The sequence below is a fragment of the Magnetospirillum aberrantis SpK genome, assembly GCF_011022235.1.
In the GTDB taxonomy this organism is placed as follows: Bacteria; Pseudomonadota; Alphaproteobacteria; order Rhodospirillales; family Magnetospirillaceae; genus Magnetospirillum; species Magnetospirillum aberrantis.
On the sequence record NZ_JAAIYP010000044.1, the window covers coordinates 61,522 to 86,145 of the forward strand.

The 24,624-nt window shown below is 64.9% G+C and carries 23 protein-coding genes; 11 read left to right on the forward strand and 12 right to left on the reverse strand.

The window, feature by feature from the left end; genetic code table 11:
* The first annotated feature begins 70 nt into the window (after positions 1–70).
* From G4223_RS17220 to G4223_RS17235, 4 genes are all read left to right on the forward strand, one after another.
* The gene (locus G4223_RS17220; protein ID WP_163682285.1) at positions 71–436 is read left to right on the forward strand and encodes a hypothetical protein; all 366 of its coding nucleotides are present in this window, start codon (positions 71–73) and stop codon (positions 434–436) included.
* On the forward strand, positions 433–1,815 hold the full coding sequence (gene pgmG, locus G4223_RS17225; protein ID WP_163682288.1) for a phosphoglucomutase/phosphomannomutase PgmG: 1,383 nt from the start codon (positions 433–435) through the stop codon (positions 1,813–1,815). Before G4223_RS17220 ends, pgmG begins: the two co-directional genes overlap by 4 nt.
* A gap of 113 nt (positions 1,816–1,928) precedes the next feature.
* Positions 1,929–2,156 (forward strand): hypothetical protein, encoded by a 228-nt coding sequence (locus G4223_RS17230; protein WP_163682290.1) that lies wholly within the window; start codon positions 1,929–1,931, stop codon positions 2,154–2,156.
* Positions 2,157–2,215: 59 nt separating this feature from the next.
* Entirely contained in the window at positions 2,216–2,710 is a 495-nt protein-coding gene (locus tag G4223_RS17235) for a gamma-glutamylcyclotransferase family protein (RefSeq protein WP_241004192.1), read from the forward strand.
* Between the two features lie 3 nt (positions 2,711–2,713).
* Here G4223_RS17235 and G4223_RS17240 read toward each other — a convergent pair whose 3' ends face one another.
* Positions 2,714–3,895 (reverse strand): D-alanyl-D-alanine carboxypeptidase, encoded by a 1,182-nt coding sequence (locus G4223_RS17240; RefSeq protein WP_241004193.1) that lies wholly within the window; start codon positions 3,893–3,895, stop codon positions 2,714–2,716.
* Positions 3,896–4,139: 244 nt separating this feature from the next.
* On the opposite strand from G4223_RS17240, the gene G4223_RS17245 reads away from it, so the two are divergent.
* The 4 genes from G4223_RS17245 to clpA all read left to right on the forward strand — a co-directional run bounded on the left by G4223_RS17245 (position 4,140) and on the right by clpA (position 8,540).
* Complete coding sequence (locus G4223_RS17245; protein WP_163682294.1) at positions 4,140–4,814, forward strand: hypothetical protein; 675 nt, start codon at positions 4,140–4,142, stop codon at positions 4,812–4,814.
* 203 nt (positions 4,815–5,017) lie between these two features.
* Positions 5,018–5,689: a phasin family protein gene (locus G4223_RS17250; RefSeq protein ID WP_163682295.1), complete on the forward strand. Its 672-nt coding sequence runs from the start codon at positions 5,018–5,020 to the stop codon at positions 5,687–5,689.
* Positions 5,690–5,897: 208 nt separating this feature from the next.
* Positions 5,898–6,230 (forward strand): ATP-dependent Clp protease adapter ClpS, encoded by a 333-nt coding sequence (gene clpS / locus G4223_RS17255; protein WP_163682297.1) that lies wholly within the window; start codon positions 5,898–5,900, stop codon positions 6,228–6,230.
* An 18-nt stretch (positions 6,231–6,248) separates the two neighbouring features.
* Positions 6,249–8,540, forward strand: a complete 2,292-nt coding sequence (clpA, locus tag G4223_RS17260; protein WP_163682299.1) for an ATP-dependent Clp protease ATP-binding subunit ClpA — start codon at positions 6,249–6,251, stop codon at positions 8,538–8,540.
* Positions 8,541–8,947: 407 nt separating this feature from the next.
* On the opposite strand, the gene G4223_RS17265 is transcribed toward clpA, so the two are convergent.
* The 4 genes from G4223_RS17265 to G4223_RS17280 form a co-directional block, all read right to left on the reverse strand.
* Positions 8,948–10,033 (reverse strand): hypothetical protein, encoded by a 1,086-nt coding sequence (locus tag G4223_RS17265; RefSeq protein ID WP_163682301.1) that lies wholly within the window; start codon positions 10,031–10,033, stop codon positions 8,948–8,950.
* Between the two features lie 20 nt (positions 10,034–10,053).
* A complete protein-coding gene (locus tag G4223_RS17270; protein ID WP_163682303.1) occupies positions 10,054–10,230 on the reverse strand; it encodes a hypothetical protein in 177 nt (58 codons plus the stop codon).
* Between the two features lie 28 nt (positions 10,231–10,258).
* On the reverse strand, positions 10,259–10,642 hold the full coding sequence (locus G4223_RS17275) for a hypothetical protein (protein WP_163682305.1): 384 nt from the start codon (positions 10,640–10,642) through the stop codon (positions 10,259–10,261).
* 104 nt (positions 10,643–10,746) lie between these two features.
* Positions 10,747–11,232 (reverse strand): nuclease, encoded by a 486-nt coding sequence (locus G4223_RS17280; protein WP_163682307.1) that lies wholly within the window; start codon positions 11,230–11,232, stop codon positions 10,747–10,749.
* A gap of 177 nt (positions 11,233–11,409) precedes the next feature.
* Between G4223_RS17280 and alaS the strand changes: the two genes are divergently transcribed.
* Positions 11,410–14,043, forward strand: a complete 2,634-nt coding sequence (alaS, locus tag G4223_RS17285) for an alanine--tRNA ligase (protein WP_163682309.1) — start codon at positions 11,410–11,412, stop codon at positions 14,041–14,043.
* A gap of 50 nt (positions 14,044–14,093) precedes the next feature.
* Here alaS and dmeF read toward each other — a convergent pair whose 3' ends face one another.
* The 6 genes from dmeF to G4223_RS17315 form a co-directional block, all read right to left on the reverse strand.
* Entirely contained in the window at positions 14,094–15,014 is a 921-nt protein-coding gene (gene dmeF / locus G4223_RS17290; RefSeq protein ID WP_163682311.1) for a CDF family Co(II)/Ni(II) efflux transporter DmeF, read from the reverse strand.
* Positions 15,011–15,283 carry a metal/formaldehyde-sensitive transcriptional repressor gene (locus G4223_RS17295; RefSeq protein ID WP_163682313.1) on the reverse strand — a complete coding sequence of 91 codons (273 nt, stop codon included), beginning with the start codon at positions 15,281–15,283 and terminating at the stop codon, positions 15,011–15,013. Before G4223_RS17295 ends, dmeF begins: the two co-directional genes overlap by 4 nt.
* A gap of 250 nt (positions 15,284–15,533) precedes the next feature.
* On the reverse strand, positions 15,534–17,216 hold the full coding sequence (locus G4223_RS17300; protein WP_163682315.1) for a methyl-accepting chemotaxis protein: 1,683 nt from the start codon (positions 17,214–17,216) through the stop codon (positions 15,534–15,536).
* Positions 17,217–17,335: 119 nt separating this feature from the next.
* Positions 17,336–19,243, reverse strand: a complete 1,908-nt coding sequence (locus G4223_RS17305) for a potassium transporter Kup (RefSeq protein ID WP_163682317.1) — start codon at positions 19,241–19,243, stop codon at positions 17,336–17,338.
* Between the two features lie 82 nt (positions 19,244–19,325).
* The gene (cobB, locus tag G4223_RS17310; RefSeq protein WP_163682319.1) at positions 19,326–20,054 is read right to left on the reverse strand and encodes a Sir2 family NAD+-dependent deacetylase; all 729 of its coding nucleotides are present in this window, start codon (positions 20,052–20,054) and stop codon (positions 19,326–19,328) included.
* 57 nt (positions 20,055–20,111) lie between these two features.
* On the reverse strand, positions 20,112–21,830 hold the full coding sequence (locus G4223_RS17315) for a methyl-accepting chemotaxis protein (RefSeq protein ID WP_163682321.1): 1,719 nt from the start codon (positions 21,828–21,830) through the stop codon (positions 20,112–20,114).
* 138 nt (positions 21,831–21,968) lie between these two features.
* Between G4223_RS17315 and G4223_RS17320 the strand changes: the two genes are divergently transcribed.
* A complete protein-coding gene (locus G4223_RS17320; protein ID WP_163682584.1) occupies positions 21,969–22,442 on the forward strand; it encodes a low molecular weight protein-tyrosine-phosphatase in 474 nt (157 codons plus the stop codon).
* Positions 22,442–23,284, forward strand: coding sequence for a fructosamine kinase family protein (locus tag G4223_RS17325; RefSeq protein WP_163682323.1), 843 nt, complete (start codon positions 22,442–22,444; stop codon positions 23,282–23,284). Before G4223_RS17320 ends, G4223_RS17325 begins: the two co-directional genes overlap by 1 nt.
* On the opposite strand, the gene G4223_RS17330 is transcribed toward G4223_RS17325, so the two are convergent.
* Positions 23,281–24,582 carry an RsmB/NOP family class I SAM-dependent RNA methyltransferase gene (locus G4223_RS17330; RefSeq protein ID WP_163682325.1) on the reverse strand — a complete coding sequence of 434 codons (1,302 nt, stop codon included), beginning with the start codon at positions 24,580–24,582 and terminating at the stop codon, positions 23,281–23,283. The two genes, G4223_RS17325 and G4223_RS17330, sit on opposite strands and share 4 nt — an antisense overlap.
* Positions 24,583–24,624: the final 42 nt, after the last annotated feature.

Consider the following 24,624-nt stretch of genomic DNA (forward strand, 5'->3'; position numbering starts at 1 on the left):
ACGCGATGTCGCCTCAGAACCAACCTCTCTGTGCCTCTGTGCCTCTGTGGTTTATTCATGAGGGCTGGCGATGAGTGATGCGTTGAACATGGCGGCCCAGTGGGCAACAATTGGGGCTTTCATTGCTGCGACGGTGTCTCTTGCCGTTATCGCCTTCCAAGCAAATCGCTATATGTCGACGCGGCAGGCCGATCAACGGCAACGCGAATTTGAGAACTATCACCAGTTGGTGCGAGACTTGGCTCAGGGTGGAGAAACAGTTCGAATCGCAGCGCAGAAAGCAATCATCTACGAACTCAGAAATTATCCGCGATACGCCGACATCAGCATAAGAATACTCATATCTCTTCAGGATGAATGGCGCGCGGATGACAAAACGCGTTTGCTCGAAGAGATTGATCTAACGGTCGCCGATTTGAAAAAGGTCGCCACATGAATCACACCTTCCACCCCACCATCCTGCGCGAATACGACATTCGCGGCATCGTCGGCGAAACCCTGTTCGCGGCCGACGCCTTCGCCATCGGCAAGGCGTTCGGCACCCGTGTCCGCCGGGCGGGCGGGCGCACGATCTGTGTCGGCTGGGATGGCCGGCTGTCCAGCCCGGAACTGGCCGCCGCCCTGGTGGACGGCCTGGTGTCGGCCGGTTGCCGCGTCGCCAAGGTCGGGCGCGGTCCCACGCCGATGCTCTATTACGCCGCCAAGATAAAGGGGGCGGATGGCGGCATCATGGTCACCGGCAGCCACAATCCGCCCACCCATAACGGCTTCAAGATGGTGTTCCAGGGAAGGCCGTTCTTCGGTCCCGACATCAAGGACCTGGGAAGTATCGCCGCCGCCGGTGACTGGCTTGATGGCGCCGGTGCCGGCGAGGCCGTGGATGAACCGGTGTTCGCCGAATACGTTGATCGTCTGTTGGCGGATTACGACGGCGTTCATCCGCTCAAGGTGGTGTGGGATTGCGGCAACGGCGCCGCCGGCGAGGTGGCGCAGGAACTGGCCCGTCGTCTGCCCGGCACCCATACCGTGCTGTTCGGCGACATCGACGGCACTTTTCCCAACCATCATCCCGACCCGACCGAACCGCACAACCTTCGTGCCCTGATGGACGAGGTTCTGTTCTCGCATGCTCATCTGGGGTTGGCCTTCGACGGCGACGGCGACCGGGTGGGCGTGGTCGATGCCGAAGGGCGCATCCTGTGGGGCGACCAGATCCTGGTGATCCTGGCCGAGGATTTGCTGAAATCCCGTCCCGGTGCCCCGATCATCGCCGACGTCAAGGCGTCCAAGGTGTTCTTCGACGAGGTGGCGCGGCTGGGCGGCCAGCCGGTGATGGGGCGCACCGGCCATTCGCTGATCAAGACCCAGATGGCCGAGATCGGCGCGCCGTTGGCCGGGGAAATGAGCGGCCATATCTTCTTCGCGGATAAGTACTACGGTTTCGACGACGCGCTTTACGCCGCCATCCGCCTGCTGGGCATCGTGGCGCGCTGGCAGGGTCAGACCCTGGCCAGTCGCCGCGACAAGCTGCCGCATATGGTCAACACCCCGGAAATGCGCTTCGACTGTGCCGAGGAGCGCAAGTTCCAGGTGGTGGCCGAGGTCAAGGAACGGCTGGCTGCCGCCGGGGCCAAGGTCAACGCCATCGACGGCGTGCGGGTGGACACCGACGACGGTTGGTGGTTGTTGCGCGCCTCCAACACCCAGGCGGTGCTGGTGGCCCGGTGCGAGGCCACTCATGCCGACGGCCTCAAACGTCTGCGCAAGGCACTGGAAGCACAGTTGACCGCCAGCGGCGTCGCTTTGCCGCATTGATGGGACATGGCTGCCGCGCTTTGCGCCAAACAGGGCGCGGCCTTGTCGTGCCGATGGTCGAGGAATATATTTGTGGATGGCAATAGGCCTTCTTCCGACCAAGGGGGGACGCCATGCGTAACCAAAAAACCACCGTTTCCGCCCGCGCCGATTTCGCCCGCCCGGAAGATTTCGACGCATTCCTTGACCGTGCCCGCCGCGAGGTGGACGCTGAATTCCATCTGCGCACCGACCATGCCGGGCAGGTGCGCCACAACATGAACCCGCCGCTCGAGATCGAAGAGGCGCTGGACCCGGCGTTGGACTGGCCCTGGTGGCCGGAACCGGCGGGCCGCCACTAAGAAACGAGCGGTGGTGGGCGGTGCCGTGGCGCCGTCCGCGCTTTCGTGGGATTGGGGTAATGAACCTGTTTTTTTACGGCACGCTGATGGATTCGGACGTGCGGCAGTTGGTGTGCGGCAAACGGCTGGACGCCGCCGAGCCGGCTGTCGCCCAGGGATTTCGCCGGGTGCACGTGGAAGGCCGGCATTACCCCATGATGTTGCCCCATGCCTCGGGTTGGGTCGAAGGTACCTTGGTGCGCGGTGTGGACGCCGAATCGCTGCACCGGCTTCAGGTGTACGAAGGCTGGGAATACGGTCTGCACGCCATCAAGGTCCGCACCGCGTCCGGGGCGTCGGTGATGGCCCAGGTGTTTCTGTGCCCACCGCATGTGAACGCCCACAACCGCGATTGGCGGCTGGAGCAATGGCAGTTGCGTCACAAACGGGCTTTCCTGCCCAAGGCGCGGCAATTGATGGAACGCGCCCTGAAAACCGGACGCATGCCCGGCGCCCCGGTGTCGGCGCGCCCCCGTCCGGTGCTGGCGTCGCGGCCGTTGCGGCGGAAGAAATAGAAGTTAGCTGCCCTGAACCACCTGGCAGGCCTGTTTGGCGCGGCCAAGGCGTTTGCAGGCGGCACGGGCCTGATCCTCGGTGAAACCGGTCAGGCGGGCGCGGTAGGTGGTCTTCTTGCCCCGGTGGAGCTCAGAGACGTCCACGGCGGCGGTGCTGACCAGCCCGCCAAGCTTTTTCGCGGCTGAACTGGCGGCCGAGTGCGCCGGCTTGTAGGAATTAAAGGCTCCCACCTGGATGGCCCAGGTCGAAGGGTCGTCGTCGCCTTCTTCCTCGGTCTCGGCGGATTTGGCCGCGCGCATGGACACCTGCTTGACCGAGCTGTCGCGGTTGGCGGCGGCGATCAGGGCGTCAAGGTCGGCGCGGTCGTCGGATTCGATGCTGGCGCTACGGATGTCGGGGCCCTTGCCCGCCCGCGCGAAGCCCTTGTCCAGGATCTGTGCCATGTTGCGGTCGCGCCAGGCGGCGGTGTTGCCGCCGAACACCACGCCGATCAGGCGCCGGCCCTGGCGTTTGGCCGAGGCCATCAGATTGAAACCCGAAGCGTTGATGTAACCGGTCTTGATGCCGTCGGCACCCTGATAGCGCAGCATCAGGCGATTGTGGGTGCTGATGGGCTGGCCGCGCCACTTGAACTGGCGGGTCGAGAAATAATGGTAGTACTTGCCGTGGGTGCGGATCAGGGCGCGGGCCAGCAGGGCCTGATCGCGCGGCGTCGAAATCTGGCCGGGGTTGGGCAGGCCCGAGGCGTTGCGATAGGTGGTGTCGTCCATGCCCAATTGCTGCGCCTTGCGGGTCATCAACTCGGCGAAGTCGCCTTCGCTGTCGGCCAGGGCTTCGGCCACCACCACGGCGACGTCGTTGGCCGACTTGGTCACCAGGGCCAGCACCGCGTCTTCGACCGAAATCCGTTCGCCCGGCGCCAGCGCCAGTTTGGACGGCGCCTGGGCGGCGGCATGGGCCGACACCCGCATGGTGCTGTCAAGGCGAAGCTTGCCGGAATTGAGGGCGTCGAACAGCAGGTAAAGCGTCATGACCTTGGTCAGCGACGCCGGATAGGATCGCCGATCGGCGTTGACCGCATAAAGAACGGCGCCAGTGTCATGGTCCATGACGATGGCGCCGTAACGGCTGTCGCGCTGGGCGGCCTGGGTAAGGGAGGGGAGCGCCAGGCCGGTGACCAGCATGGCGAGGCAAAGCAGAAAAATCCGCGAGACGAATCCGTAAGGGCTGCGGGCCGCGTTCAATTCCTCGACCTTCCGTTCACCGATCGACATCGACTAGAGTAGGAGGCAAGGATAAAGAAATTGCGAATCTGTGTCCAGTTTCCCCGCGCTTTTCAGGGATTTTTTGCCTGAGCGCGGTTTCGCGACGCAACTTTCGCAGGATATGTTTATGTATGGTCGTCTCGAATCCCAAGGTGGAACCGCCATGACGTCGTTGCTTGCCCGTGCCGCCCTGATCCTTGCCGGTCTTGCGCTTTTGCCGTCCTGTACCTGGAGTGGCGGCGACATCGGCGATCCCGTCGAACGGAAGCTGCATTGGTTTTCGTTCGTCGGTGGCGACGACATTCGAACCACTTGCGCCGCTGGCACGCCCGACCGTTTCCGGCTGGTCTACAATGCCGATTACAATGAACAATTGCGGATCTACGAAGTGGATTCGCTGCGTCGGCTGTTGACGATCCGGGTGGTGAACCAAGGCGCCATGGGAAAATTGTCGGGCGACGATCTGCTGGCGCCGTGGCGGGCGACCGAAGCCAAGGTCCAGCTTGACCAGGACGGTTACGACCGTCTGATTCAAGGGTTTGCCCAGGGCGGCATGTTCGCCCCGCCGCCGGTTGGGCTGGAACTGCCATCGCGCTCGTTTTTCTGGACGGCGGCGATGTGTCGTGACGGCCGTTTCGGGTTGACCGCCTGGAAATATCCGTCCGTGTCCTTCGCGGCCATGGGATTCGATGTCCAGTTGTTCGCGCTCGATACCACCGGAATCGAAATCAACCCGGCGCGCGAATTGCCCGTGGACCCGGTGTGGAACGACAAGGCGTCACGTCTGGAGGTGCCGAATTTCTCCCTCAAGGTGACTGCCGACGGGTTGCTGCAATAGCGCCATGACAGTGATGTTGCGCTGCACAAAGTCATATTGACTCGGGCTTTGCTGCGGGGGCATAGTGCGGTGAATATTGCGCCGCAGCATGGCGTGTTCCGGTTGACCGGACGCGCGGCGCCGATGGCGCATCCCATCAGCCCCGGACGGATGACGCCTTGTCGTCTCCTCCTCCGACGACGACCTGAAGGAGCACGCCTGTCATGACCACCGCCTCCACTACCCCCAAGGCCAAGCCGGCCGCCAAGACCACCGCCGCCAAGGCCAAGCCGGCCGAGGCCGCGCCTGCGTCCACCGACGAAGTCGCCGCGCCGGTCGAGGCTGTCGCCGCTCCTGTAGAAGCCGCGGCTCCGGCTTTGGTTCCGGCCGCCGAGGTCATCGAGCAGGCGGTTGCCGCCGGCAAGGATACCCTGGAGCAGGTGGTCAAGGCGTCGCAGGATGCTGCCACCAAGGGGTACGACCAGGCTGTCGCCGTCGCCAAGGATCAGGTCGAGGCCGTGCAGAAGGCCCAGGCCCAGGCGGTGAAGTCGTCCGAGGAAGCCCTGGCCGCCGCCAAGGAGAACCTGGACGCCGTGGTCAAGGCCGGCCAGATGCTGGCCCAGGGGCTTCAGGACCTCAGCAAGTCGGTGGTGGTGCTGACCCAGGAAGCGGTCGAGGAAAGCGTGGCCTCGACCAAGAAGCTTCTGGGCGCCAAGAGCCTGCACGAGGCGGTGGACATCCATTCCGCTCACGCCAAGGCCCAGATCGACCGGTTGCTGTCCGAAGGTGCTCGCCTGTCCGACAGCACCCGCAAGCTGTTCGAGGAGGCCCTGGCCCCGGTGCAAAGCCGTCTTCAGGCGACGGTGGACAAGATTTCCAATCTGACCAAGCACTGAGCCAGATCGAGCACTGAGCCAGATCGAGCACTGAGAACGCGGCGCACGTTTCGCGCGAGAAGGCCCGGCGAATTCGTTCGCCGGGCCTTTTTCTTGGGCAAAAAAAGTCGTGCGACGGCTTTTGCGGCACACGAGACCCTTTTCGCCGGACCGTTTCGCCCAATATGATAGAGGTGTACCAGTGGGCAACACCCGTGCATGCGAGAAAATGAGCGACCATCGAGACGACCAACGTAACGACGACGGCAACCAGACGGGTGTGGCCATCAAGGCTCGGCCCAAGACGAAAAAGCCGTCCATGTACAAGGTGCTGATGCTGAACGACGACTACACGCCGATGGAGTTCGTCGTCCATGTGCTCGAGCGCTTTTTCAACAAGAACCGCGAGGAGGCGACGCGCATCATGCTGCATGTCCATACCCGCGGTGTGGGGATTTGCGGCGTGTACACATACGAGGTGGCGGAAACCAAGGTGACCCAGGTCATGGATTTGGCCCGGCAGAACCAGCATCCGCTTCAGTGCACAATAGAGAAGGACTAACCTTCGGAAGGAGCCCGCATGCTGTCACGCAACCTGGAGCAAAGTCTTCATCGGGCCTTGGGCTACGCCTCAGAGCGCCGTCACGAATACGCGACGCTCGAACACCTTCTTTTGTCGTTGTCCGAGGACCAGGATGCGGTCGCCGTACTCCGGGCCTGCAACGTCGATGTCGAAAGGCTGAAACGCGACCTTACCGAGTTCATCGACAATTCCCTGGCCGATCTGGTCAGCCCCCGCGCGGCCGAGCCCAAGCCCACCGCCGGCTTCCAGCGGGTGGTGCAGCGCGCGGCCATCCACGTTCAATCCTCGGGGCGCGAGGAAGTGACCGGCGCCAATGTCGTCGTCGCGCTGTTTTCCGAACGTGAAAGCCATGCGGTTTATTTCCTGCAAGCCCAGGACATGACCCGGCTGGATGCCGTCAACTATATCAGCCATGGCGTCGCCAAGGCGCCGGGCCGCGCCCAGGCCCGCACCGTGCACGGCGCCGACGACGAGGCGCAGGCGGAGAAGGTGGTGAAAAAGGGCGAGGATGCCCTGAACGCCTATTGCGTCAACCTCAACAAGAAGGCGGAACAGGGCAAGATCGACCCGCTGATCGGGCGCGACCACGAGATCGAGCGGACCATCCAGATTTTGTGCCGGCGGTCCAAGAACAACCCGCTTTACGTGGGCGATCCCGGCGTCGGCAAGACCGCCATCGCCGAAGGTCTGGCCCGGCGCATCGTCAAGGGCGAGGTGCCCGATGTACTGAAGAACGCCACCATCTTCTCGCTCGACATGGGTACGCTTTTGGCTGGCACCCGCTATCGCGGCGATTTCGAGGAACGCCTGAAGGCGGTGGTGACCGAGCTTGAGAATTATGACGGCGCCGTCTTGTTCATCGACGAGATTCATACGGTGATCGGGGCGGGCGCCACCTCGGGCGGGTCGATGGATGCGTCCAACCTGTTGAAGCCGGCCTTGGCCTCGGGCAGCTTGCGCTGCATCGGCTCGACCACCTACAAGGAATTCCGCAACCATTTTGAAAAGGATCGCGCCCTGGTGCGCCGGTTCCAGAAAATCGACGTCAACGAGCCGTCGATCGAGGATTCCATCAAGATCCTGAACGGCATCAAGACCTATTACGAAAGCCACCACCATGTGAAGTACACCACCGACGCCATCAAGGCGGCGGTGGAACTGGCGGCCAAGTACATCACCGACCGCAAGCTGCCGGACAAGGCCATCGACGTCATCGACGAGGTGGGCGCGGCCCGCATGCTGTTGCCCGAATCCCGGCGCCGCAAGACGGTGACGGTCAAGGACATCGAGGAGATCGTCGCCAAGATCGCCCGCATTCCGCCCAAGTCGGTGTCGGCCAACGACATGGAGGCGCTGAGGAACCTGGAACGCGACCTCAAGACCCTGGTGTTCGGTCAGGACCGTGCCATCGAGGCGCTGGCCTCGGCCATCAAGCTGGCGCGTGCCGGCTTGCGCGAACCGGAAAAACCCATCGGCTGTTACCTGTTCAGCGGTCCGACCGGCGTCGGCAAGACCGAGGTGGCGCGGCAATTGTCGAAGATCCTGGGGATCGAGCTCACCCGTTTCGACATGTCGGAATACATGGAGCGTCATTCGGTGTCGCGTCTGATCGGCGCGCCGCCCGGCTATGTGGGGTTCGACCAGGGCGGCCTGTTGACCGACGCCATCGATCAGCATCCCCATTGCGTGCTGTTGCTGGACGAGATCGAAAAGGCCCATCCCGACCTGTTCAACATCCTGTTGCAGGTGATGGACCATGGCCGGCTGACCGACCATAACGGCAAGATCGTCGATTTCCGCAACGTCATCTTGATCATGACCACCAACGCCGGGGCTTCCGATCTGGCCAAGCCGGCCATCGGCTTCGAGCGCGAGGTGCGCGAAGGCGACGACCAGGAAGCCATCCAGCGCATGTTCAGCCCGGAATTCCGCAATCGCCTGGACGCGACCATTCCGTTCGCCAACCTGAGCCACGAGATCGTCGCCCTGGTGGTGGACAAGTTCATCATGCAGTTGGAGGCCCAGTTGGGCGACCGCGACGTGTCCATCGAACTGGACGACGAAGCCCGCGCATGGCTGGCGAAGAAAGGCTACGACCGCCAATACGGCGCCCGGCCGTTGGCCCGTGTCATCCAGGAACACATCAAGAAGCCGCTGGCCGAGGAGCTTTTGTTCGGCAAGCTGGCCCGTGGCGGTGTGGTCAAGGTGCGGGTGGCCGAGGCCAAGCTGGCCTTCGACATCGTCGAAGGTCACGGCAAGGAGGAAAAGGTCCCCGAACTGGTGGAATGACGCCGCTTTTTCGGGAGTGACACGAGGGGCGCCAATCGGCGCCCCTTTTCCGTCAAGATGTTATGGGCTTTCGCTGTACTTGACTCGGAACTCGAAACAGAGGCATAATGAGGTCGTAAACAAGGAAGTGAGGTTGGTTGTTTTCACCGGCAGTACCCAAGTTAACCGGACAACATTTCACCCCATGTGGGGTGGATGAACCGGGAAGGAGGATGCGATACCGGCATGACACCACCGGGTAAGATTGAGGGCGCCTTTGAATAAGGTCCCGTATGTTTACAAAATCAGCGAGTACTCCTATCGGCATCGCGCCGAATATTAGGGTCGCGCCGACCCAAGACCGATAGCCCCGCGAAGAGCGTTGAGTCGCCCGCGGGGCTCGGCTTTTGTGGTCTTGCTTCCGTTCATCATCGAAGAATTGTGCAGTCCGGCCATGGGGCGTGGCGGACAGCCGTCATGCGCAACAGACCGCCTTGGCCGGCGCGGATCAGAAACGTCACGCTTCGCCGTTCGGGGGAAAGGTCGGCGAAATCCATGCGGACCTGCCACAGGCTGGAATCGTGGCGGCAACGTTCGGCCGCACCGGCAAAAATTCCAGACAATGACGGCGCGCCGCCACGGCCGCGCAACAAGGCGTGCATGCGGCCGGTGCCATCGCGTGCCGAAGGCTCGGTCCAGTCGGCGGCGGCTTGCCACGGTTGGCTCAGCCATTCCTCGACGAATTCCGCCGGCCCGGCGGCGACCGGGTCGCGACGGCGGACGGTGTCGCCCTCGACGCTGAAATGGCGAATGACGTGGCGTTGGCCGCGACTGGCATCAATGCTGGCGACGTCGAATTCCACCCTGAGCCGGTGCCCGTCGAACGCCAAGGCGAAGCGGTCGTCGCCAGTGCCCCAATGGGCGTATTCACGCCGTTCCCACAGCAGGGCAGGGGGCATGCCGGGGCCGGCCCGCCACAGGCGCAGCCGCAGCGGTTGCCAGACGGTGTCGCACCATTGGCCGCGTTCGGCGACCAGAACCAGATTGCGGTCGCCATCCTCGACCACGCGCAGCGCCAACAGCGCCGAGGGCGTGCCGTCGCCCATGTCGCGCCAGAAGCGCCGCCAGCCGTTTGGGGTGCGGTGGTAAAGGGCGGTTGCGATGGCGTTGCCGCAGACCAGTCCCAGTGTGGTTCGGACCTCGACATAGGGGCCGGTTCGCCCAAAAAAGACGGAAACCCGGCCGAAACGGTCGACGGTGTCGGGGGCGATGCGACAATCGCCTCCTTGGGCGGCGGCTTCCGTCTCCAGGCGACGGGCCAGGATGGAGAAATCGGCATCGGACGCGGCGGTCGCCAGGGTTTCGTCGATGCGTTGCCACAATGCGCGGCCGAGGGCGACACGGGGCACCATCCAGTCGGCGGCATGGCAGGCTTGGCGGAACTCCGCCGCCGCCGCCGTCAGGCTTGGCTCGCCGTGGGCGGCGGCCGGCGCCAGCGCCAGCATCGCCGCCATCAGGATGTTGGAGGCCGGCCTCAGTGGGGTAGCGCCTGTTTGGCGGCGTCCACCGCCAGCCGGGCGGCGTCGAGCAGGCCGCGCTTGGTCGCCAGTTGCGGCGCGCTTGGCCAGACGCAGTCGTTGGCGCGGTCCAGAAAGTCGAAGGCACGGGTCAGTTCCTGACCACAGATCACCAGTTTCTCGGTGTCGACCATGATTGCCTCCCTGTTGGCCATGTGGCGGTCAGTGACCGTCCTTGGCCTTGCGGTAACCCGCCTTGTGCATGGCTTTCTTGAGGTCGTCCCAGGCGGTGTAGATGTCGGCGGCGGTGATGCCGGCGACGCCGTTGGGCCCGGTGCGGAAGAACGCTTCCGCCAGCCGCATCTGGGCGGCCAGGGATTGCGCGGCGGCGCGCGTGGTTTCGCGGTTCAAGAGCGCGTTGCGTGTCGCCAGGAACTCTTCCAACTCGGCCAGTTCGGCGGGCGAGCACGAGCGCCGTACGGTTTCGTCGATTTCCGGGTTGTCCTTGTCCAGCCGGGCCACCACTTCGGCCCTGCCGCGCTTGATGGCGGGGTCGTAGACGGTGCGGATCACCTGGATGACGCGGCTGCGTTCGCGGAATTGCATGGTCCACCTCCGGCCGGGCAATGGCCCGCATGCGGACGGTTCATGGGCATGATAGTACGCGCGATATGGGGGGATATCAAGCCCGATCATGGGCCGCATACGGATCAGTCGCGGGCAGCTTTGCGCCGAGCGCTTTCCCATTCCTTGGGAGAAGAGAGGCTGTCGGCCCACAATCCCCTGCCGGCGGCCAGGGCCGCGGCCTGTTCCGCCTCATAAGGGCCGTCCTTGGCGGCGCGGGCGACGCCGGCCGCCACCAGCAAGCGGCCGACATCGCCTTCGGCGCCACGGCAGCGCCCGAACAGGATGCCGCCGGAAACGTCCAGAATGTCACAGGCCACGCCCTTGGCGACCAGTTCGGCCATGCGTTTGCGGGCGGGGCGGGCACAGGCGAATTCGCTCTTGCCGTCGCGGGTGGCGCACAGGTCGCGCGGTCCCGGCGCGGCGACGCCCAGAACCTGGATGCGCAGGCCGCGCAATTGGATGGTGTCGGCGTCGAACGCCTCGGCCCGGCCCCACACGCAGGCGCCGCCGCCGTCACCGTCGTCGGCACAGCGGATGGGGCCGGCCTGGGCCGAAGAGGCTGCAAGCATCAGGAGAAGGGCTTGGGCAAGAGCGCGTTTCGCATGCATGCCGCCACCATAGCGTGCCGGTGGCGCGACGCCAACTGGACAGCGGGTGTGAGGGCGAGGTAAAAAGCCGGTTCGCTCCGGGAATTCCGGTCCTGGCGCACGCTTGCGCGCGTCCCACGCACGATCACGGTAAAGGCCATGCAGACCGCAAACGACATCCGCCGTACTTTTCTGGATTTCTTCGCCAAGAATGGCCACGAGATCGTGCAATCCAGTCCGCTTGTGCCGCGCAACGACCCGACGTTGATGTTCACCAACGCCGGCATGGTGCAGTTCAAGAACGTGTTCACCGGCGTGGAAAAGCGCGAGTACACGCGCGCTACCACCGCCCAGAAATGCGTGCGGGCCGGCGGCAAGCACAACGACCTGGACAATGTCGGCTATACCGCGCGTCACCACACCTTCTTCGAGATGCTGGGCAACTTTTCGTTCGGCGACTATTTCAAGGACGACGCCATCCGTCTGGCCTGGGAGCTGATCACCAAGGAATTCGGCCTGTCCAAGGAGCGTCTGCTGGTCACCGTCTACCATGACGACGACCATGCCTTCGACACCTGGAAAAAGGTGGCCGGTTTCTCGGATGACCGCATCATCCGCATTCCCACCTCGGACAATTTCTGGGCCATGGGCGACACCGGCCCCTGTGGTCCGTGTTCCGAAATCTTCTTCGACCACGGCGACCACATCCCCGGCGGCCCGCCCGGCAGCCCAGACCAGGATGGCGACCGCTTCATCGAGATCTGGAATTTGGTGTTCATGCAGTTCGAGCAGGTGGACAAGGACACCCGCGTCGCGCTGCCCAAGCCCAGCATCGACACCGGCATGGGGCTTGAACGTCTGGCCGCCGTGCTTCAGGGCAAGCACGACAATTACGATATCGACCTGATGCGCAGCCTGATCGTCGCCTCGGCCAACGCCTCGGGCGCCGACGCCGATGGCCCCTACAAGATCAGCCATCGCGTGGTCGCCGACCACCTGCGCTCAAGCTGTTTCCTGATCGCCGACGGCGTGCTGCCGTCCAACGAAGGCCGTGGTTATGTGCTGCGCCGCATCATGCGCCGTGCCATGCGCCACGCCCATTTGATGGGATGCACCGAGCCGTTGCTGTGGAAGCTGGTGCCCGCCCTGGTGACCGAGATGGGCCAGGCCTATCCCGAGCTGGTCCGCGCCAGCGCCCTGATCACCGAAACCCTGAAGCTCGAGGAAACCCGGTTCAAGGCGACACTGGACAAGGGGCTCAAGCTGCTGGACGAGGAAGTGGGCAAGCTGGCCTCCGGTGCCGCCCTGGCCGGCGAGGTGGCGTTCAAGCTGTACGACACCTACGGCTTCCCGCTGGACCTGACCCAGGACGCTTTGAAGTCCAAGGGGCTGGGCGTGGACACCGACGGCTTCAACGCCGCCATGGACCGTCAGCGCGCCGAGGCCCGCAAGGCCTGGGCCGGTTCGGGCGAGGCGGCGACCGAGACCCTGTGGTTCGAGGTCAAGGAAACCCACGGCGCCTCCGAGTTCCTGGGGTACGACACCATCGAGGCCGAAGGCAAGATCGTCGCCCTGGTCGAGGACGGCAAGTTGGTCGAGGCGGTCCATCCCGGCCACGAGGTCATGCTGGTTGCCAACCAGACGCCGTTCTATGGCGAATCGGGCGGCCAGATGGGCGATGCCGGCATCGTCACCGTGGGCAAGGCCCGCGTGGTGGTGAAGGACACCCAAAAGAAGCTGGGCGACCTGATCGTTCATATGGGCACCGTCGAGGGCGGCCCGGTCGCGGTGGGAGAGGACGCCCATCTGGCGGTGGACGCCGAACGGCGCGACGCCACCCGTGCCCACCACTCGGCCACCCACCTGTTGCACGCGGCGCTGCGCAACGCGCTGGGCGAGCATGTGACGCAGAAGGGCAGCCAGGTCGGTCCCGACCGTCTGCGCTTCGACTTCGCCCATCCCAAGGCCATGAGCCCGGATGAAATCCGCGTGGTCGAACATTCGGTCAACCGTGAAATCCGTCGGAACCAGGACGTCACCACCAAGCTGATGGGACAGGAAGAAGCCATCAAGGCCGGCGCCATGGCCCTGTTCGGCGAAAAGTACGGTGACGAGGTCCGCGTCGTTTCCATGGGCGACAACGGCGTCAACTTCTCGGTGGAACTGTGCGGTGGCACCCATGTCCGCCGTACCGGCGACATCGGCGCCTTCAAGATCGTCGCCGAAAGCGCCGTTGCCGCCGGCGTGCGCCGTATCGAGGCGGTGACCGCCGGGGCCTTCCTGACCTGGGCCGAGGAACAGGCCGAACTGGTGGCCCGTGCCGCCGGTGCCCTCAAGGTGGCGCCGGCCGAACTGCCAGCCCGTATCGCTCAGCTTCAGGACGATCGCCGCAAGCTGGAACGCGAACTGGCCGATACTCGCAAGGCGCTGGCCACCGGCGGCGGCGGCCAGGGCGGCGCAGCCACCAAGGTCGTCAACGGCGTCACCTTCGCCGGCCGCGTGCTGGACGGCGTTCCGGCCAAGGATCTCAAGGGCATGGCCGATGAGATCAAGAAACAGATGGGCTCGGGCGTGGTCGCCCTGTTGTCCACCGATGGCGGCAAGGCCAGCCTGGTGGTCGGCGTCACCGAAGACCTGACCGGCAAGATTTCCGCCGTCGATCTGGTGAAGATCGGCTCGGAAGCGGTCGGCGGCAAGGGCGGCGGCGGCCGTCCCGACATGGCCCAGGCCGGCGGCCCCGACGCCGCCAACGCCCAGGCCGCCATCGAGAAGATCGAAGCGGCCCTGGCCTGATCCCGTAATGACAACGGCCCCGGAAGGCGACTTCCGGGGCCGTTGTCATGTCACCCTGCCGCTTCCACCTCGACGGTGACGTGCGACAGGTCATGCAGGTGGGCCAGTCGTTCCTTGTAATGCCCCGGCGGTTGGGGACACGGGGTTTCCACCGCGATGGCCGCCGCGTGGTGGCCGGGGCCGACCTGCCAGACGTGCAGATCGGTGACGCGATCCCCATCCTGTTCCAGGGCGTCGCGGATTTCCTCGGGCAGGTCCTCGCCGGGGGGCAGACGGCCGACCAGCACGGCGCCGCTGTCCTTCATCAGGCCCCACGACCAGCGGCCGATCACCACCATGCCGACGATACCCATCAGCGGGTCCAGCCACGGCCAGTTCCACACCCAGCCGGCCAACAGCGCGGCGATGGCCAATACCGAGGTCAGGGCGTCAGCCAGAACGTGCATGTAGGCGGCGCGCAAATTGTTGTCGGTGCCGTGATGATGGGCGTGGTCATGGTGATGCCCGTGCCCGTGGTGCCCGTGATCCTCGTGCTCCTCACGCAGCAGCCAGGCCGAGGCCAGGTTGACCGCCAGTCCCAGGACGGCGACCACCAGCGCTTCGCGGTAGTGGATGCTGACCGGCGAGAGCAGGCGGCCCACGCTTTCCCAGCCGATGCCGGCGGCGACCAGCGCCAGGACCACCGCGCTGGTGAAGCCGGCGAGGTCGCCCAACCGTCCGGTGCCGAAGGAATAGCGGGAATCGTGCAGGTGGCGGCGGGCCAGCAGGTAGGCCACGGCGGTGATCAGCATGGCCCCGGCATGGGTGGCCATGTGCCAGCCGTCGGCCACCAGCGCCATGGAGCCGAATACCGTGCCGGCGCCGATCTCGGCTGCCATGGTGACGGTGGTCAGCGCGATCACCGCCCAGGTGCGGCGTTCGTTGCGGTCCTGGTCGTGTCCCAGGAAGACATGGCTATGGCTGACGCTCATTTGAGATAGCTCCTGAGGATCGAGGCCAGTTCCTCGGCACCTTGGCGGCGGGCGTCGTCGGTGGGGGCCTTGACGATGTGGTGGTCCACATGTCCTTCGATCAGTTCCCCCATCAGGCCGTTCATGGCGCCCCGCACCGAAGCGATCAACTGCAATACCTCAAGACAATCGTTGCCGCCGTCCAGGCTGCGTTCGATCGCCTCCACCTGTCCGCGAATGCGACGTATTCGCGCCAAAAGCTTGGGTTTGTCCTTGAACACATGGCTCATGATCGCTCCGCGAATATAGGGTGGGGGGGTATCCTATGACTCAAGGCTGGCTTTTGTCACGAAAAAAGGCCCGGCGAATGGCCGGGCCTTTCAGGCTGTTGAAAAAGCCTCTCGTCTATCGTCATTCCCGCGAACGCGAATCCATGGTGCAACAACACCATATTTTGACGGATAATCAGATTGTGCGGGACTTTGTCAGCAATCTGGGGGGCTCAAGGCTTCCCTCATCGTCATGGGGACCGGACGCCCGTCAGCTCGCCCGGACCTGTTTCAGGAATTCCGTCACCTCGCTGCGCAAGGCGTCGGATTGGTGGTGCAGCGCTTCGGCGGAGCCAAGCAGGTCGGATGCCGATTGTTCTGTCTGGCGCGCGGCGTCGGTGACGTCGACGATGTTGCGCGACACTTCGGCGGTGCCAACCGAAGCCTGTTGTACCGAGCGGGCAATTTCCCCGGTGGCCGCGCCTTGCTGGGTGACGGACGAGGCGACGGTGGTGGTGATCTCGGAGATGACGTCGATGGTCTGGGTGATGCCGCCGATGGCGGCGACCGCCTTGCCGGTGGCCGCCTGGATCGCCGCCACCTGCGACTGGATGTCCTCGGTGGCCTTGGCCGTCTGGTTGGCCAGCGACTTGACCTCTTGTGCCACCACGGCGAAACCCTTGCCGGCCTCGCCGGCACGCGCCGCTTCGATGGTGGCGTTCAAGGCCAACAGGTTGGTCTGCGACGCGATGTCGTTGATCAGCCCGACCACTTCGCCGATATGGGTCGCGGCCTCGGCCAGACCGCGCACCATGACGTTGGTGTCCTTGGCCTCGCCCACTGCCTGGGCGGCCACCTGCGACGCCTCGGCGACGCGGCGGCTGATTTCACCGATGCTGGCGCTCAGTTCCTCGGTGGCGGAGGCCACTGCGCCGACGTTGCCGCTGGCCTGATCCGAGGCGGAAGCCACCGACGAGGCCTTGTTCAGCGTCAGGTCGGCGGTCGAGGACAGCCCCTGGGCGTTGCCGCGCAATTGCTGGGCGGCGGCGGTGACCTCGCTCACCACCTTTTCGATGTTGTCGGCGAAGGCGCGGGTGGCGGTGTCGATGGCGGCGCGGCGGGCGGCCTGTTCCTGTTGGGAGGCTTTTTGCTGATGGTCCAGTTCCTCGGCACGGGCCAGCGAATTCTTGAAACTGTCCAACGCCTTGGACATGGCCCCCAGTTCGTCGCCGCGGTGGGTGTCGGTGATGGTCACGGTGTAGTCGCCGGCGGTCAGTCTGTCCATGCTGGCCGACATCCGGCCGATGGCCGACATCTGGGCGCGGGTGACGAAGAACAGGGCCACACAGAGCAAGGCGCCGATGGCGGTCGCCACACCGATCACCGGCAGGCGGATGTCTTCGAGCATCTGGAAGAAGGTGGATTTCGGCATGCCCGCCACCATGGCGCCGATGATCTTGCCGCTGTCGTCGCGCAACGGCTCGTAGCGCAGCAGGTAATCTGTTCCGATGACGTTGGCTTCGCCGTCATAGGGCTTGCCGTCACGATAGACCTGATCCTTGACCGGTCCATCCTTGAACTTGGTGCCGACACCGCGCTTGCCTTCCTTGTCCACCACGTTGGTGGAAACGCGGACATCGTCGCGGAAGATGGTGGCGCCGATGCCCATGGCGGCCCGCAGCTTGTCCACCACTTCGTGGTTGTCGTCCACAACGTAGGATCCCCAGGCCAGCTTGCCGTCCACGATGTGCGGCTCGCCGCCGCCCTTGGCCCGGAGCAACTCCTGGAAGATGCGCATGTTGCTCTTTTGTTGGGCTACCGCCTGCTCGGCCAAGTTTGACTGGACGATGGACAACACCAGCGACACCACGGCCACGGTGCTGAAAATCGTACCGAGAACCGAGATCGCCACGATGCGGTGGGTGATCGAAAGGCGGGAGAGGAAAGTCGTCATGGCGGCCCCTGGTAACACAACCGTTAAACTTTTCAGGGGCTTAGGGTAGCGTATCGTTGGTGGTGTTTCTATCCCTTCAAAAGGCGCAAAAGGGGAATGATATAAAAATAATACCCCTGTTATATTTCGACCTGACTGCCCAGCTCGACCACGCGGTTGGAGGGCAGGTGGAAGAAATCCATGGCAGAGGTGGCCGAGCGGGCCATCCAAGCGAACAGATGTTCCCGCCAGATGGCCATGCCTGGGGCGTTCGACGGGATGATGGTTTCGCGCGACAGGAAATAGGAAATGCTCATGGGTTCGTAGAAGAAACCCAATTGCGCCGTGCTGGCGTGGGCCAGGGTGCGTGGAACGTTGGTGTCCTCCATGAAGCCGAAGCGCAGGATCAGACGTTGAAAGCCTGGGGCCAGTTCATGGCATTCGATCCGGCGCGCGGCCGACACCACCGGTATTTCTTCCATGGACACGGTCAGGATCACCACCCGTTCGTGGATGACCTTGTTGTGTTTGAGGTTGTGCAAAAGCGCCAGCGGGACACCGGCGGCGGTGCCGGTCAGGAAGATGGCGGTGCCGGGAACGCGCGTCACCTTGTCGGAAAGCGACGCCATGAATACGTCCTCGGGCATGGCGTCGGACTTGAGACGGCCCATCAGCAAGGCGCGGCCGCGTTTCCAGGTGGTCAACAACACGAAGATGGTCACGCCCACCGCCAGCGGGAACCAGCCGCCGTGGGGAATCTTGGTGGCATTGGCCAGGAAGAAGGCGAGGTCCAAGGTTATGAACACGCCCAGCAGCAACCAGACCCGCGTGCGGTTCCACTTCCACACGGTGACCATCAGGATGCCGAGCATGGCGGTGGTGATGGCCATGGTTCCGGTGACGGCGATGCCGTAGGCCGAGGCCAGGTTGGACGACGAGCGAAAGCCGATGACCAGGGCCATGACGAACAGCATCAGCACCCAGTTGAGAATCGGGATGTAGATCTGGCCGATCTCTTTTTCCGAGGTGTGGATGATGGTCATGCGTGGCAGATAGCCAAGCTGGATCGCCTGACGGGTGACCGAGAACGCCCCGGATATCACCGCCTGCGAGGCGATCACCGTGGCGCAGGTTGCCAGGATCAGCAACGGTATGCCGGCCCAGGCCGGCGCCATGTTGAAGAATGGATTTTCGATGGCCTCGGGGCGGGTCAGCAGCAGCGCGCCTTGGCCGAAATAGTTCAAGAGCAGCGCCGGAAGCACCAGCAGATACCACGCCAGCCGGATGGGCAGGCGGCCGAAATGCCCCATGTCGGCGTAAAGCGCTTCGGCGCCGGTGACCACCAGCACCACCGAGCCCAGCGCCAGGAAGGCCAGCTTGCCGTCATAGGCGATGAAAAGGATCGCGTAATGTGGTGAAAGCGCCTTCAGAATGCTGGGGTCCAGGCCGATGTTGCGGATGCCCATGATGGCCAGGACCAGGAACCAGACGGTGGTGACCGGCCCGAACAGTTTGCCGACCGCGGCCGTCCCGTGGCTTTGGATGGCGAACAAGATCACCAGGATGACGATGGTCGCCGGCACCACCCAATGCTCCATCTCGGGCGCCACCACCTGAAGTCCCTCCACGGCGGAAAGGATCGAGATCGCCGGGGTGATCATGGCGTCGCCATAGAAAAGCGCGGCGGCGAAGATACCGAAGGTTCCGACCAGGACCAGCATGCCCGGCCGGCTGTTGATGGCGCGGGTGATCAGGGCCTGCAACGCCAGAGAGCCGCCTTCGCCGCGGTTGTCGGCGCGCATCACCAAGATCACGTACTTGATGGAAACCACCAGCATGATCGCCCAGAACACCAGGGACAGGACCCCCAGTACATGCAGGCGGTCGAGCGCCAGCGGATGCGGGCCGGCGAAGGTTTCCTTCATGGCGTAAAGCGGGCTGGTGCCGATGTCGCCGAACACCACGCCGATGGCGCCGAACATCAGCGCGAAAACGTTGCGGGAATGGCCGTGGCCGTCCTGGTCCGTGGGAACGGAAGCGTTTGGCATGCGTATTCCCCCGTATGCGTCGCGCGATATAGGCGGCAGCCCCCAGGGAGAGTCAAGGATTCTTCCCAAGACCTTCCGGTTCTCAGGTCAGGCTCAACAGCGCTTCGACGAACTCTGGCACCACTTCCGACGCCGGTCCATAGATGGCTTCGGCGAACAGGGAAGCCCCTTCGCTGGGGGCCAGGTTCAGTTCCATCGTGTGGGCGACGCCGCGTTGGCGGACGGCGTGGACGAAGCCGGCCGCCGGGTAGACGTGGCCCGACGTGCCGATGGACACGAACAGACCGCACTCGTCCAATGCGCTGTAGATGCGCTCCATCTCCAACGGCATTTCGCCGAACCACACCACATGCGGCCGCAGGGCCGGAGACAGGCAGCGGGGGCAAGGGGTATCGGCGGCGACGTCGCCCGGCCAGTCCATGACGGTGCCGCAGCCGTCACAGCGCACCTTGCGCAACTCGCCGTGCATGTGAACGAGGTCGCGCGATCCGGCGCGCTCGTGCAGATCGTCGATGTTCTGGGTGACCAGCAACACGCCGCCGGGCCAGCATTGTTCCAGCCGCGCCAGCGCCAGATGGGCGGCATTGGGCAGGATTTCCGGTTCGCTCAGCTGACGGCGGCGGGCGTTGTAGAATTCCTGGACCAGATCGGGATCGCGGCGGAAACCTTCGGGTGTCGCCACGTCCTCAAGCCGCACCTTGGACCAGATGCCACCGGCACACCGAAAGGTGTCCAACCCGGATTCCTTGGAGATGCCGGCACCCGTCAACACGACGATGGGCGTCTCGGGCGAAAGAATGGGGCGGGTCATGGGCGATCCCTGCTGCGGCTATTGTGCGGGTGCAGCATAACAAAGCCGCCCCGCTCATCAAGCCGTTCGCACGCCGTCCAGGAATTCGCCAATGACATTCCGCAAGGACCGCGCCTGTTGCGCCAGGTCTCCCGACGATCCCAGCACCTGGGCGGCGGCGGCGCCGGTGGTGTCGGCGGCCTCGCGCATGCCGGCCATGTTGCCGTGCACTTCGGCGCTGCCGGCCGAGGCTTCGTCGACGCTGCGGGCGATTTCAGCGGTGGCGCTGGCCTGTTCGCCCATGCCGGCGGCGATCTCGCCGGAAATGGCGCCAAGGTTGTGGATGACCCGCACGATTTCCTGGATGGTATCGACCACGGTTCTGGTCTGATCCTGGACGCGGGCGATCTGGGCGCCGATCTCCTCGGTGGCCTTGGCGGTTTGGTTGGCCAGGTTCTTGACCTCGCCGGCGACCACGGCGAAACCCTTGCCGGCCTCGCCGGCACGGGCGGCCTCGATGGTGGCGTTCAGGGCCAGAAGGTTGGTCTGGTTGGCGATGGTGGCGATCAGACGCACCACCTCGTCGATATGGCCGACGGTCTCGGCCAGTTGTTCGACCTCGCGGGCGGCGTTGTTGGCGTCAGCGACCGCGCTTTCCGAAATGGATGAGGATTGGGCCACCTGACGGCTGATTTCGGCGATCGAGGCGGTCAGTTCCTCGGCGGCGGCGGCCACCATCTGGACGTTGCTTGACGCCTGGTCCGAGGCGGCGGTGGCGGCGACCGCCTGGGCGGCGGTCTGACCGGCGGCGGCCGACATGGTACCGGCGGTGGCTTCCAACTGCTGCGCGGCGGCGGCGACATGACCGACCAGGGCGGAGGCATCGGCGTCGAAACGTGCGGTCATGCGGGCGATCGCTTCGGCCCGGCGCTGACGTGCCGCCAGTTCCGCGCGCTCGCGTTCCTCAAGCGCGCGTTGGGCCACCAGCGTCTGGCGGAACACCTCCAACGCCGTGGCCATGGCGCCGATTTCGTCGCGGCGGTCTGCTCCGGGGACCGTCACGGCGGCGTCGCCGTCGGCCAGCGCGCGCATGGCCCCGGTCACCGCCGCCAAGGGCGGCACGATGGAACGCTGGGTGCGCCAGGCGACCAGCGCCCCCAACACGAACCCGCCGGCCAAGGTGGTCCAGGCACCGATCAGCAAAAGGTTCAGGCGGCTTTCCACCTCGGCGGCGTCGATGGTCAAAAGTTCTTTCTGGCTGTCCACCATGCCGCCGTGGCGGCGCCCGTCGGCGCCGCGCTCGCCCGCCAGGATGGTGATGGCGCGGGTCACTCGCGGCACCAGATCCTCGACCAGGATGCGGGTGCCCTGGGGGCCGGGACCGGCGGCTTCCGCCTGATCCTGGAAACCGCTGATTTGCGGGAACAGGGTCTTCAATTCCTGCCAGCGCTCGCGGTTGGCGGGATCGGTGAAGCGGGCGGCCAACGGTTCCATGTCTTGGGCCAAGGTGCCCAGATTGCGCCATGCCTCGGCCCGGTCGGCCCGGAAGCGGTCGGCACCGGTCAGCAAGAAGCCGCGCAATGCCGCCAGCGACGCCTGAAGCTGGGTTTCCATGCGGGCGCTGGTTTCGGATACCGGCAGCCGCAAGCCGACGATGCGGTCGTTGACCTCTTGCAGCCGTTGCGCCGACAGGGCGGCCAGCGTCGCGGCCACCCACAACAGCGCACACAAGGCGGCGAAGCCCAAGGCCAACCGCCGGCCGATGGGCTGTGCCGCCCACCATCCGCTTACGTTCATGAACCCCCTCCCCAGGGTGTGTTCCAATCTAGTAACCGCTAGAAAATGGTTGGGGTGGCGGACTTGTCCGTGACCTCGGTCAATTGGTGTCGCAAAGGCTCTTGCGGGGGCCGGGGAAAAGCAGGTATGCCCAAGGCCATGATCAATGTCTTGTTCGTCTGTACCGGCAACATCTGCCGTTCGCCCACCGCCGAGGGCGTGTTCCGCGCCCTGGTCGCGCAACACGGGCTGGATGGGCATATCGCCGTGGATTCGGCCGGCACCCATGCCTATCACGTGGGCGAGGCGCCGGATCGCCGGTCCACGGCGGCCGCGCGCAAGCGGGGCGTCGAGCTTGCGGACCTGCGGGCGCGCAAGGTCCAGGCCGAGGATTTCGAGCGTTTCGACCTGGTGCTGGCCATGGATCGCGGCCATGCCGAGATCCTGCGCCGGATGTGCCCGGCGGAACGGGCGGAACGGGTGCGGCTGTTTCTCGACTTCGCCCCGGATTCGGGTGCCAAGGACGTTCCCGATCCCTATTACGGCGACGGTGACGGTTTCGAACGGGTGCTGGACATGATCGAGGCCGGATCGGCCGGTTTGCTGGCGCATATCCGGGCCGCCCTGCTGTGATGGAGGTTCCGGCTTCACGAATCGCCCGCGCGTTGGGCCGCGCGGTGACCGGCTCCACCGCCCTGGCCGGCGGTTCGGTGGCCCGCGTCCATCTGGTGACCCTGGAACGTGGCGGCCGGGTGGTGGCCAAGCTGGGACCGGGACTTGAGCCCGAGGGCTGGATGCTCGGCTATCTCGCCAGCCGGACCACGCTTCCGGTTCCCCATGTGGTGTTGGCCGAGGACGATCTGCTGTTGCTGGAATACGTTCCGGCCGGCGGTGGCATCTCGGCCTCGGTCGAAGCCCATGCCGCCGATTTGTTGGCGCGACTGCACGAGGTGACGTGGCATTCGTTCGGTGCCGAGCGCGACACGGTCATCGGCGGTCTGTTGCAACCCAACCCGCCGGCCCGGTCATGGGTCGAGTTCTTCCGGGATTGGAGAGTGTTGTTCATGGCGCGCGAGGCGCTGGCCGCCGGGCGGCTGTCGCCGGACCTGATGGCACGGATCGAGACCTTGGCCGGGCGTCTGGACCGCTGGCTCGACGAACCCGACCAGCCGCGTCTGATCCACGGCGATTGCTGGGGCGGTAACGTGCTGGCCCGCGACGGCCGGGTCGCCGCTTTCATCGATCCGGCGATCTATTACGCCGATCCAGAGGTGGAACTGGCCTTCGCCACCTTGTTCGGTACCTTCGGCGAGGCGTTCTTCGCCCGTTACGGGGAACATCGCCCGTTGCGTCCCGGTTTCTGGGAAGCACGGCGCGAGCTTTACCTGCTTTACCCGCTGCTGGTGCATGTCCGCCTGTTCGGCGGCTCTTACGCCGCCGAGGTCGAGCGGATCGTCGACCGCTTCCTGGGTTAGGATTCTTCCGCCTTTTTCTGCATCACCGCGGCGAAGAAACCGTCGGTGCCGTGCGACAGCGGACTGAGCCGCAGCCACGGGCCGGCGACCGGGCAGGGCGTTCCCGCCAGTTCCGCCCACAATTCGGGAATGGGACGGGCCACGTAATCGGGATGGTCGGCCAGGAACGCCTCGACCCGCTTTTCGTTTTCCTCGGGCAGGATCGAACAGGTGGCGTAAACCAGCAATCCGCCCGGCTTGGTCAGACGGGCGGCGCTGTCCAGGATGGCTCTTTGCCGTTCCACCAATTCCAAAAGGTCGGTTTCTGTCAATTGCCATTTGGCGTCGGGGTTGCGTCGCCACGTGCCGGTGCCGGTACACGGCGCGTCCACCAGTACGCGGTCGTAGCTGCCGGCGCTGCGCTTGATCCACTTGTCGGATTCACCCGAGATGACGCGGCGGGTGACGTTGTGCACGCCGTTGCGGCGCAACCTCTCTTGCGCCTTGTCCACCCGCCATTCGGCGACGTCGCAGGCCACCAGCCGGCCCTTGTTCTGCATGGCCGCCGCCAGCGCCAGGGTCTTGCCGCCGGCGCCGGCGCAATAATCCACCACCGCCATGCCGGGTCGCGCGTCGGCCACCAGGGCTACCAGTTGCGAGCCTTCGTCCTGGACCTCGATCAGGCCGTTGCGCCACGCCTGAACCTGGACCAGGGCGACGCGGGACTTGAGCCGCAGACCAAGCGGCGACAACGGGCAGGGCTCGGCGGCGATGCCCTCTTTCTTCAAGGCGATCAGGGCTTCCTCTCGCGTCGCCTTGAGCGTGTTGACGCGCAGGTCCAACGGCGCCTCGTCGCGCATGGCCGCCACCTCGCGCAACATGGTCTCGCCCCACAGCGCGTCGAGCCGGGGCGTCAGCCATTCCGGGAACTCGCCCTTGACCCAGGTCGGCATGTCGCGGTTGAAGATGTCCTTGCCCTTGAGCTGGTCGAACAGGCGCCGTTCTTCCTTGCCCGGCTTGGGGGCGGAATGGGCGCCGTCGAACAGCTCCGGCTTCAACTCGCCGCCTTCGAAGGCAAGGTCGGCGAAGACGCGGGCGCGGGCGTCGTGCGGATGGCCCAGGAACTCCAGCCACCAATCGATACGGGCCTTGCGGCGCAGCACCCGCCACACTGTCTCGGCCACCGCGCGGCGGTCCTTGGAACCGATATAGCGGCGTCCCTTGAAATAGAAGGATGCCACCTGGTCGGCGGGGCGGTGGGTGGCCTCGATCTCGTCCAGCAATTCGATGGCGGCGGCAAGGCGGGCGGCGGGGGTCATGGCGGTATCCAAAAAAGGTCCGCCCCTTCGGGCCGTCGGGGC

Bases quoted from the DNA above. Each gene is read 5' to 3' on its own strand.
- G4223_RS17235 (WP_241004192.1), top strand. From the start codon at position 2,216: ATGAACCTGTTTTTTTACGGCACGCTGATGGATTCGGACGTGCGGCAG.
- alaS (WP_163682309.1), top strand. From the start codon at position 11,410: ATGCAGACCGCAAACGACATCCGCCGTACTTTTCTGGATTTCTTCGCC.
- clpA (WP_163682299.1), top strand. From the start codon at position 6,249: ATGCTGTCACGCAACCTGGAGCAAAGTCTTCATCGGGCCTTGGGCTAC.
- clpS (WP_163682297.1), top strand. From the start codon at position 5,898: ATGAGCGACCATCGAGACGACCAACGTAACGACGACGGCAACCAGACG.
- G4223_RS17220 (WP_163682285.1), top strand. From the start codon at position 71: ATGAGTGATGCGTTGAACATGGCGGCCCAGTGGGCAACAATTGGGGCT.
- G4223_RS17230 (WP_163682290.1), top strand. From the start codon at position 1,929: ATGCGTAACCAAAAAACCACCGTTTCCGCCCGCGCCGATTTCGCCCGC.
- pgmG (WP_163682288.1), top strand. From the start codon at position 433: ATGAATCACACCTTCCACCCCACCATCCTGCGCGAATACGACATTCGC.
- G4223_RS17275 (WP_163682305.1), bottom strand. From the start codon at position 10,642: ATGCAATTCCGCGAACGCAGCCGCGTCATCCAGGTGATCCGCACCGTC.
- G4223_RS17320 (WP_163682584.1), top strand. From the start codon at position 21,969: ATGATCAATGTCTTGTTCGTCTGTACCGGCAACATCTGCCGTTCGCCC.
- G4223_RS17265 (WP_163682301.1), bottom strand. From the start codon at position 10,033: ATGGCGGCGATGCTGGCGCTGGCGCCGGCCGCCGCCCACGGCGAGCCA.
- G4223_RS17245 (WP_163682294.1), top strand. From the start codon at position 4,140: ATGACGTCGTTGCTTGCCCGTGCCGCCCTGATCCTTGCCGGTCTTGCG.
- G4223_RS17295 (WP_163682313.1), bottom strand. From the start codon at position 15,283: ATGAGCCATGTGTTCAAGGACAAACCCAAGCTTTTGGCGCGAATACGT.
- G4223_RS17270 (WP_163682303.1), bottom strand. From the start codon at position 10,230: ATGGTCGACACCGAGAAACTGGTGATCTGTGGTCAGGAACTGACCCGT.
- G4223_RS17300 (WP_163682315.1), bottom strand. From the start codon at position 17,216: ATGACGACTTTCCTCTCCCGCCTTTCGATCACCCACCGCATCGTGGCG.
- G4223_RS17315 (WP_163682321.1), bottom strand. From the start codon at position 21,830: ATGAACGTAAGCGGATGGTGGGCGGCACAGCCCATCGGCCGGCGGTTG.
- G4223_RS17305 (WP_163682317.1), bottom strand. From the start codon at position 19,243: ATGCCAAACGCTTCCGTTCCCACGGACCAGGACGGCCACGGCCATTCC.
- G4223_RS17250 (WP_163682295.1), top strand. From the start codon at position 5,018: ATGACCACCGCCTCCACTACCCCCAAGGCCAAGCCGGCCGCCAAGACC.
- G4223_RS17325 (WP_163682323.1), top strand. From the start codon at position 22,442: ATGGAGGTTCCGGCTTCACGAATCGCCCGCGCGTTGGGCCGCGCGGTG.
- G4223_RS17240 (WP_241004193.1), bottom strand. From the start codon at position 3,895: ATGCTGGTCACCGGCCTGGCGCTCCCCTCCCTTACCCAGGCCGCCCAG.
- G4223_RS17280 (WP_163682307.1), bottom strand. From the start codon at position 11,232: ATGCTTGCAGCCTCTTCGGCCCAGGCCGGCCCCATCCGCTGTGCCGAC.
- dmeF (WP_163682311.1), bottom strand. From the start codon at position 15,014: ATGAGCGTCAGCCATAGCCATGTCTTCCTGGGACACGACCAGGACCGC.
- cobB (WP_163682319.1), bottom strand. From the start codon at position 20,054: ATGACCCGCCCCATTCTTTCGCCCGAGACGCCCATCGTCGTGTTGACG.
- G4223_RS17330 (WP_163682325.1), bottom strand. From the start codon at position 24,582: ATGACCCCCGCCGCCCGCCTTGCCGCCGCCATCGAATTGCTGGACGAG.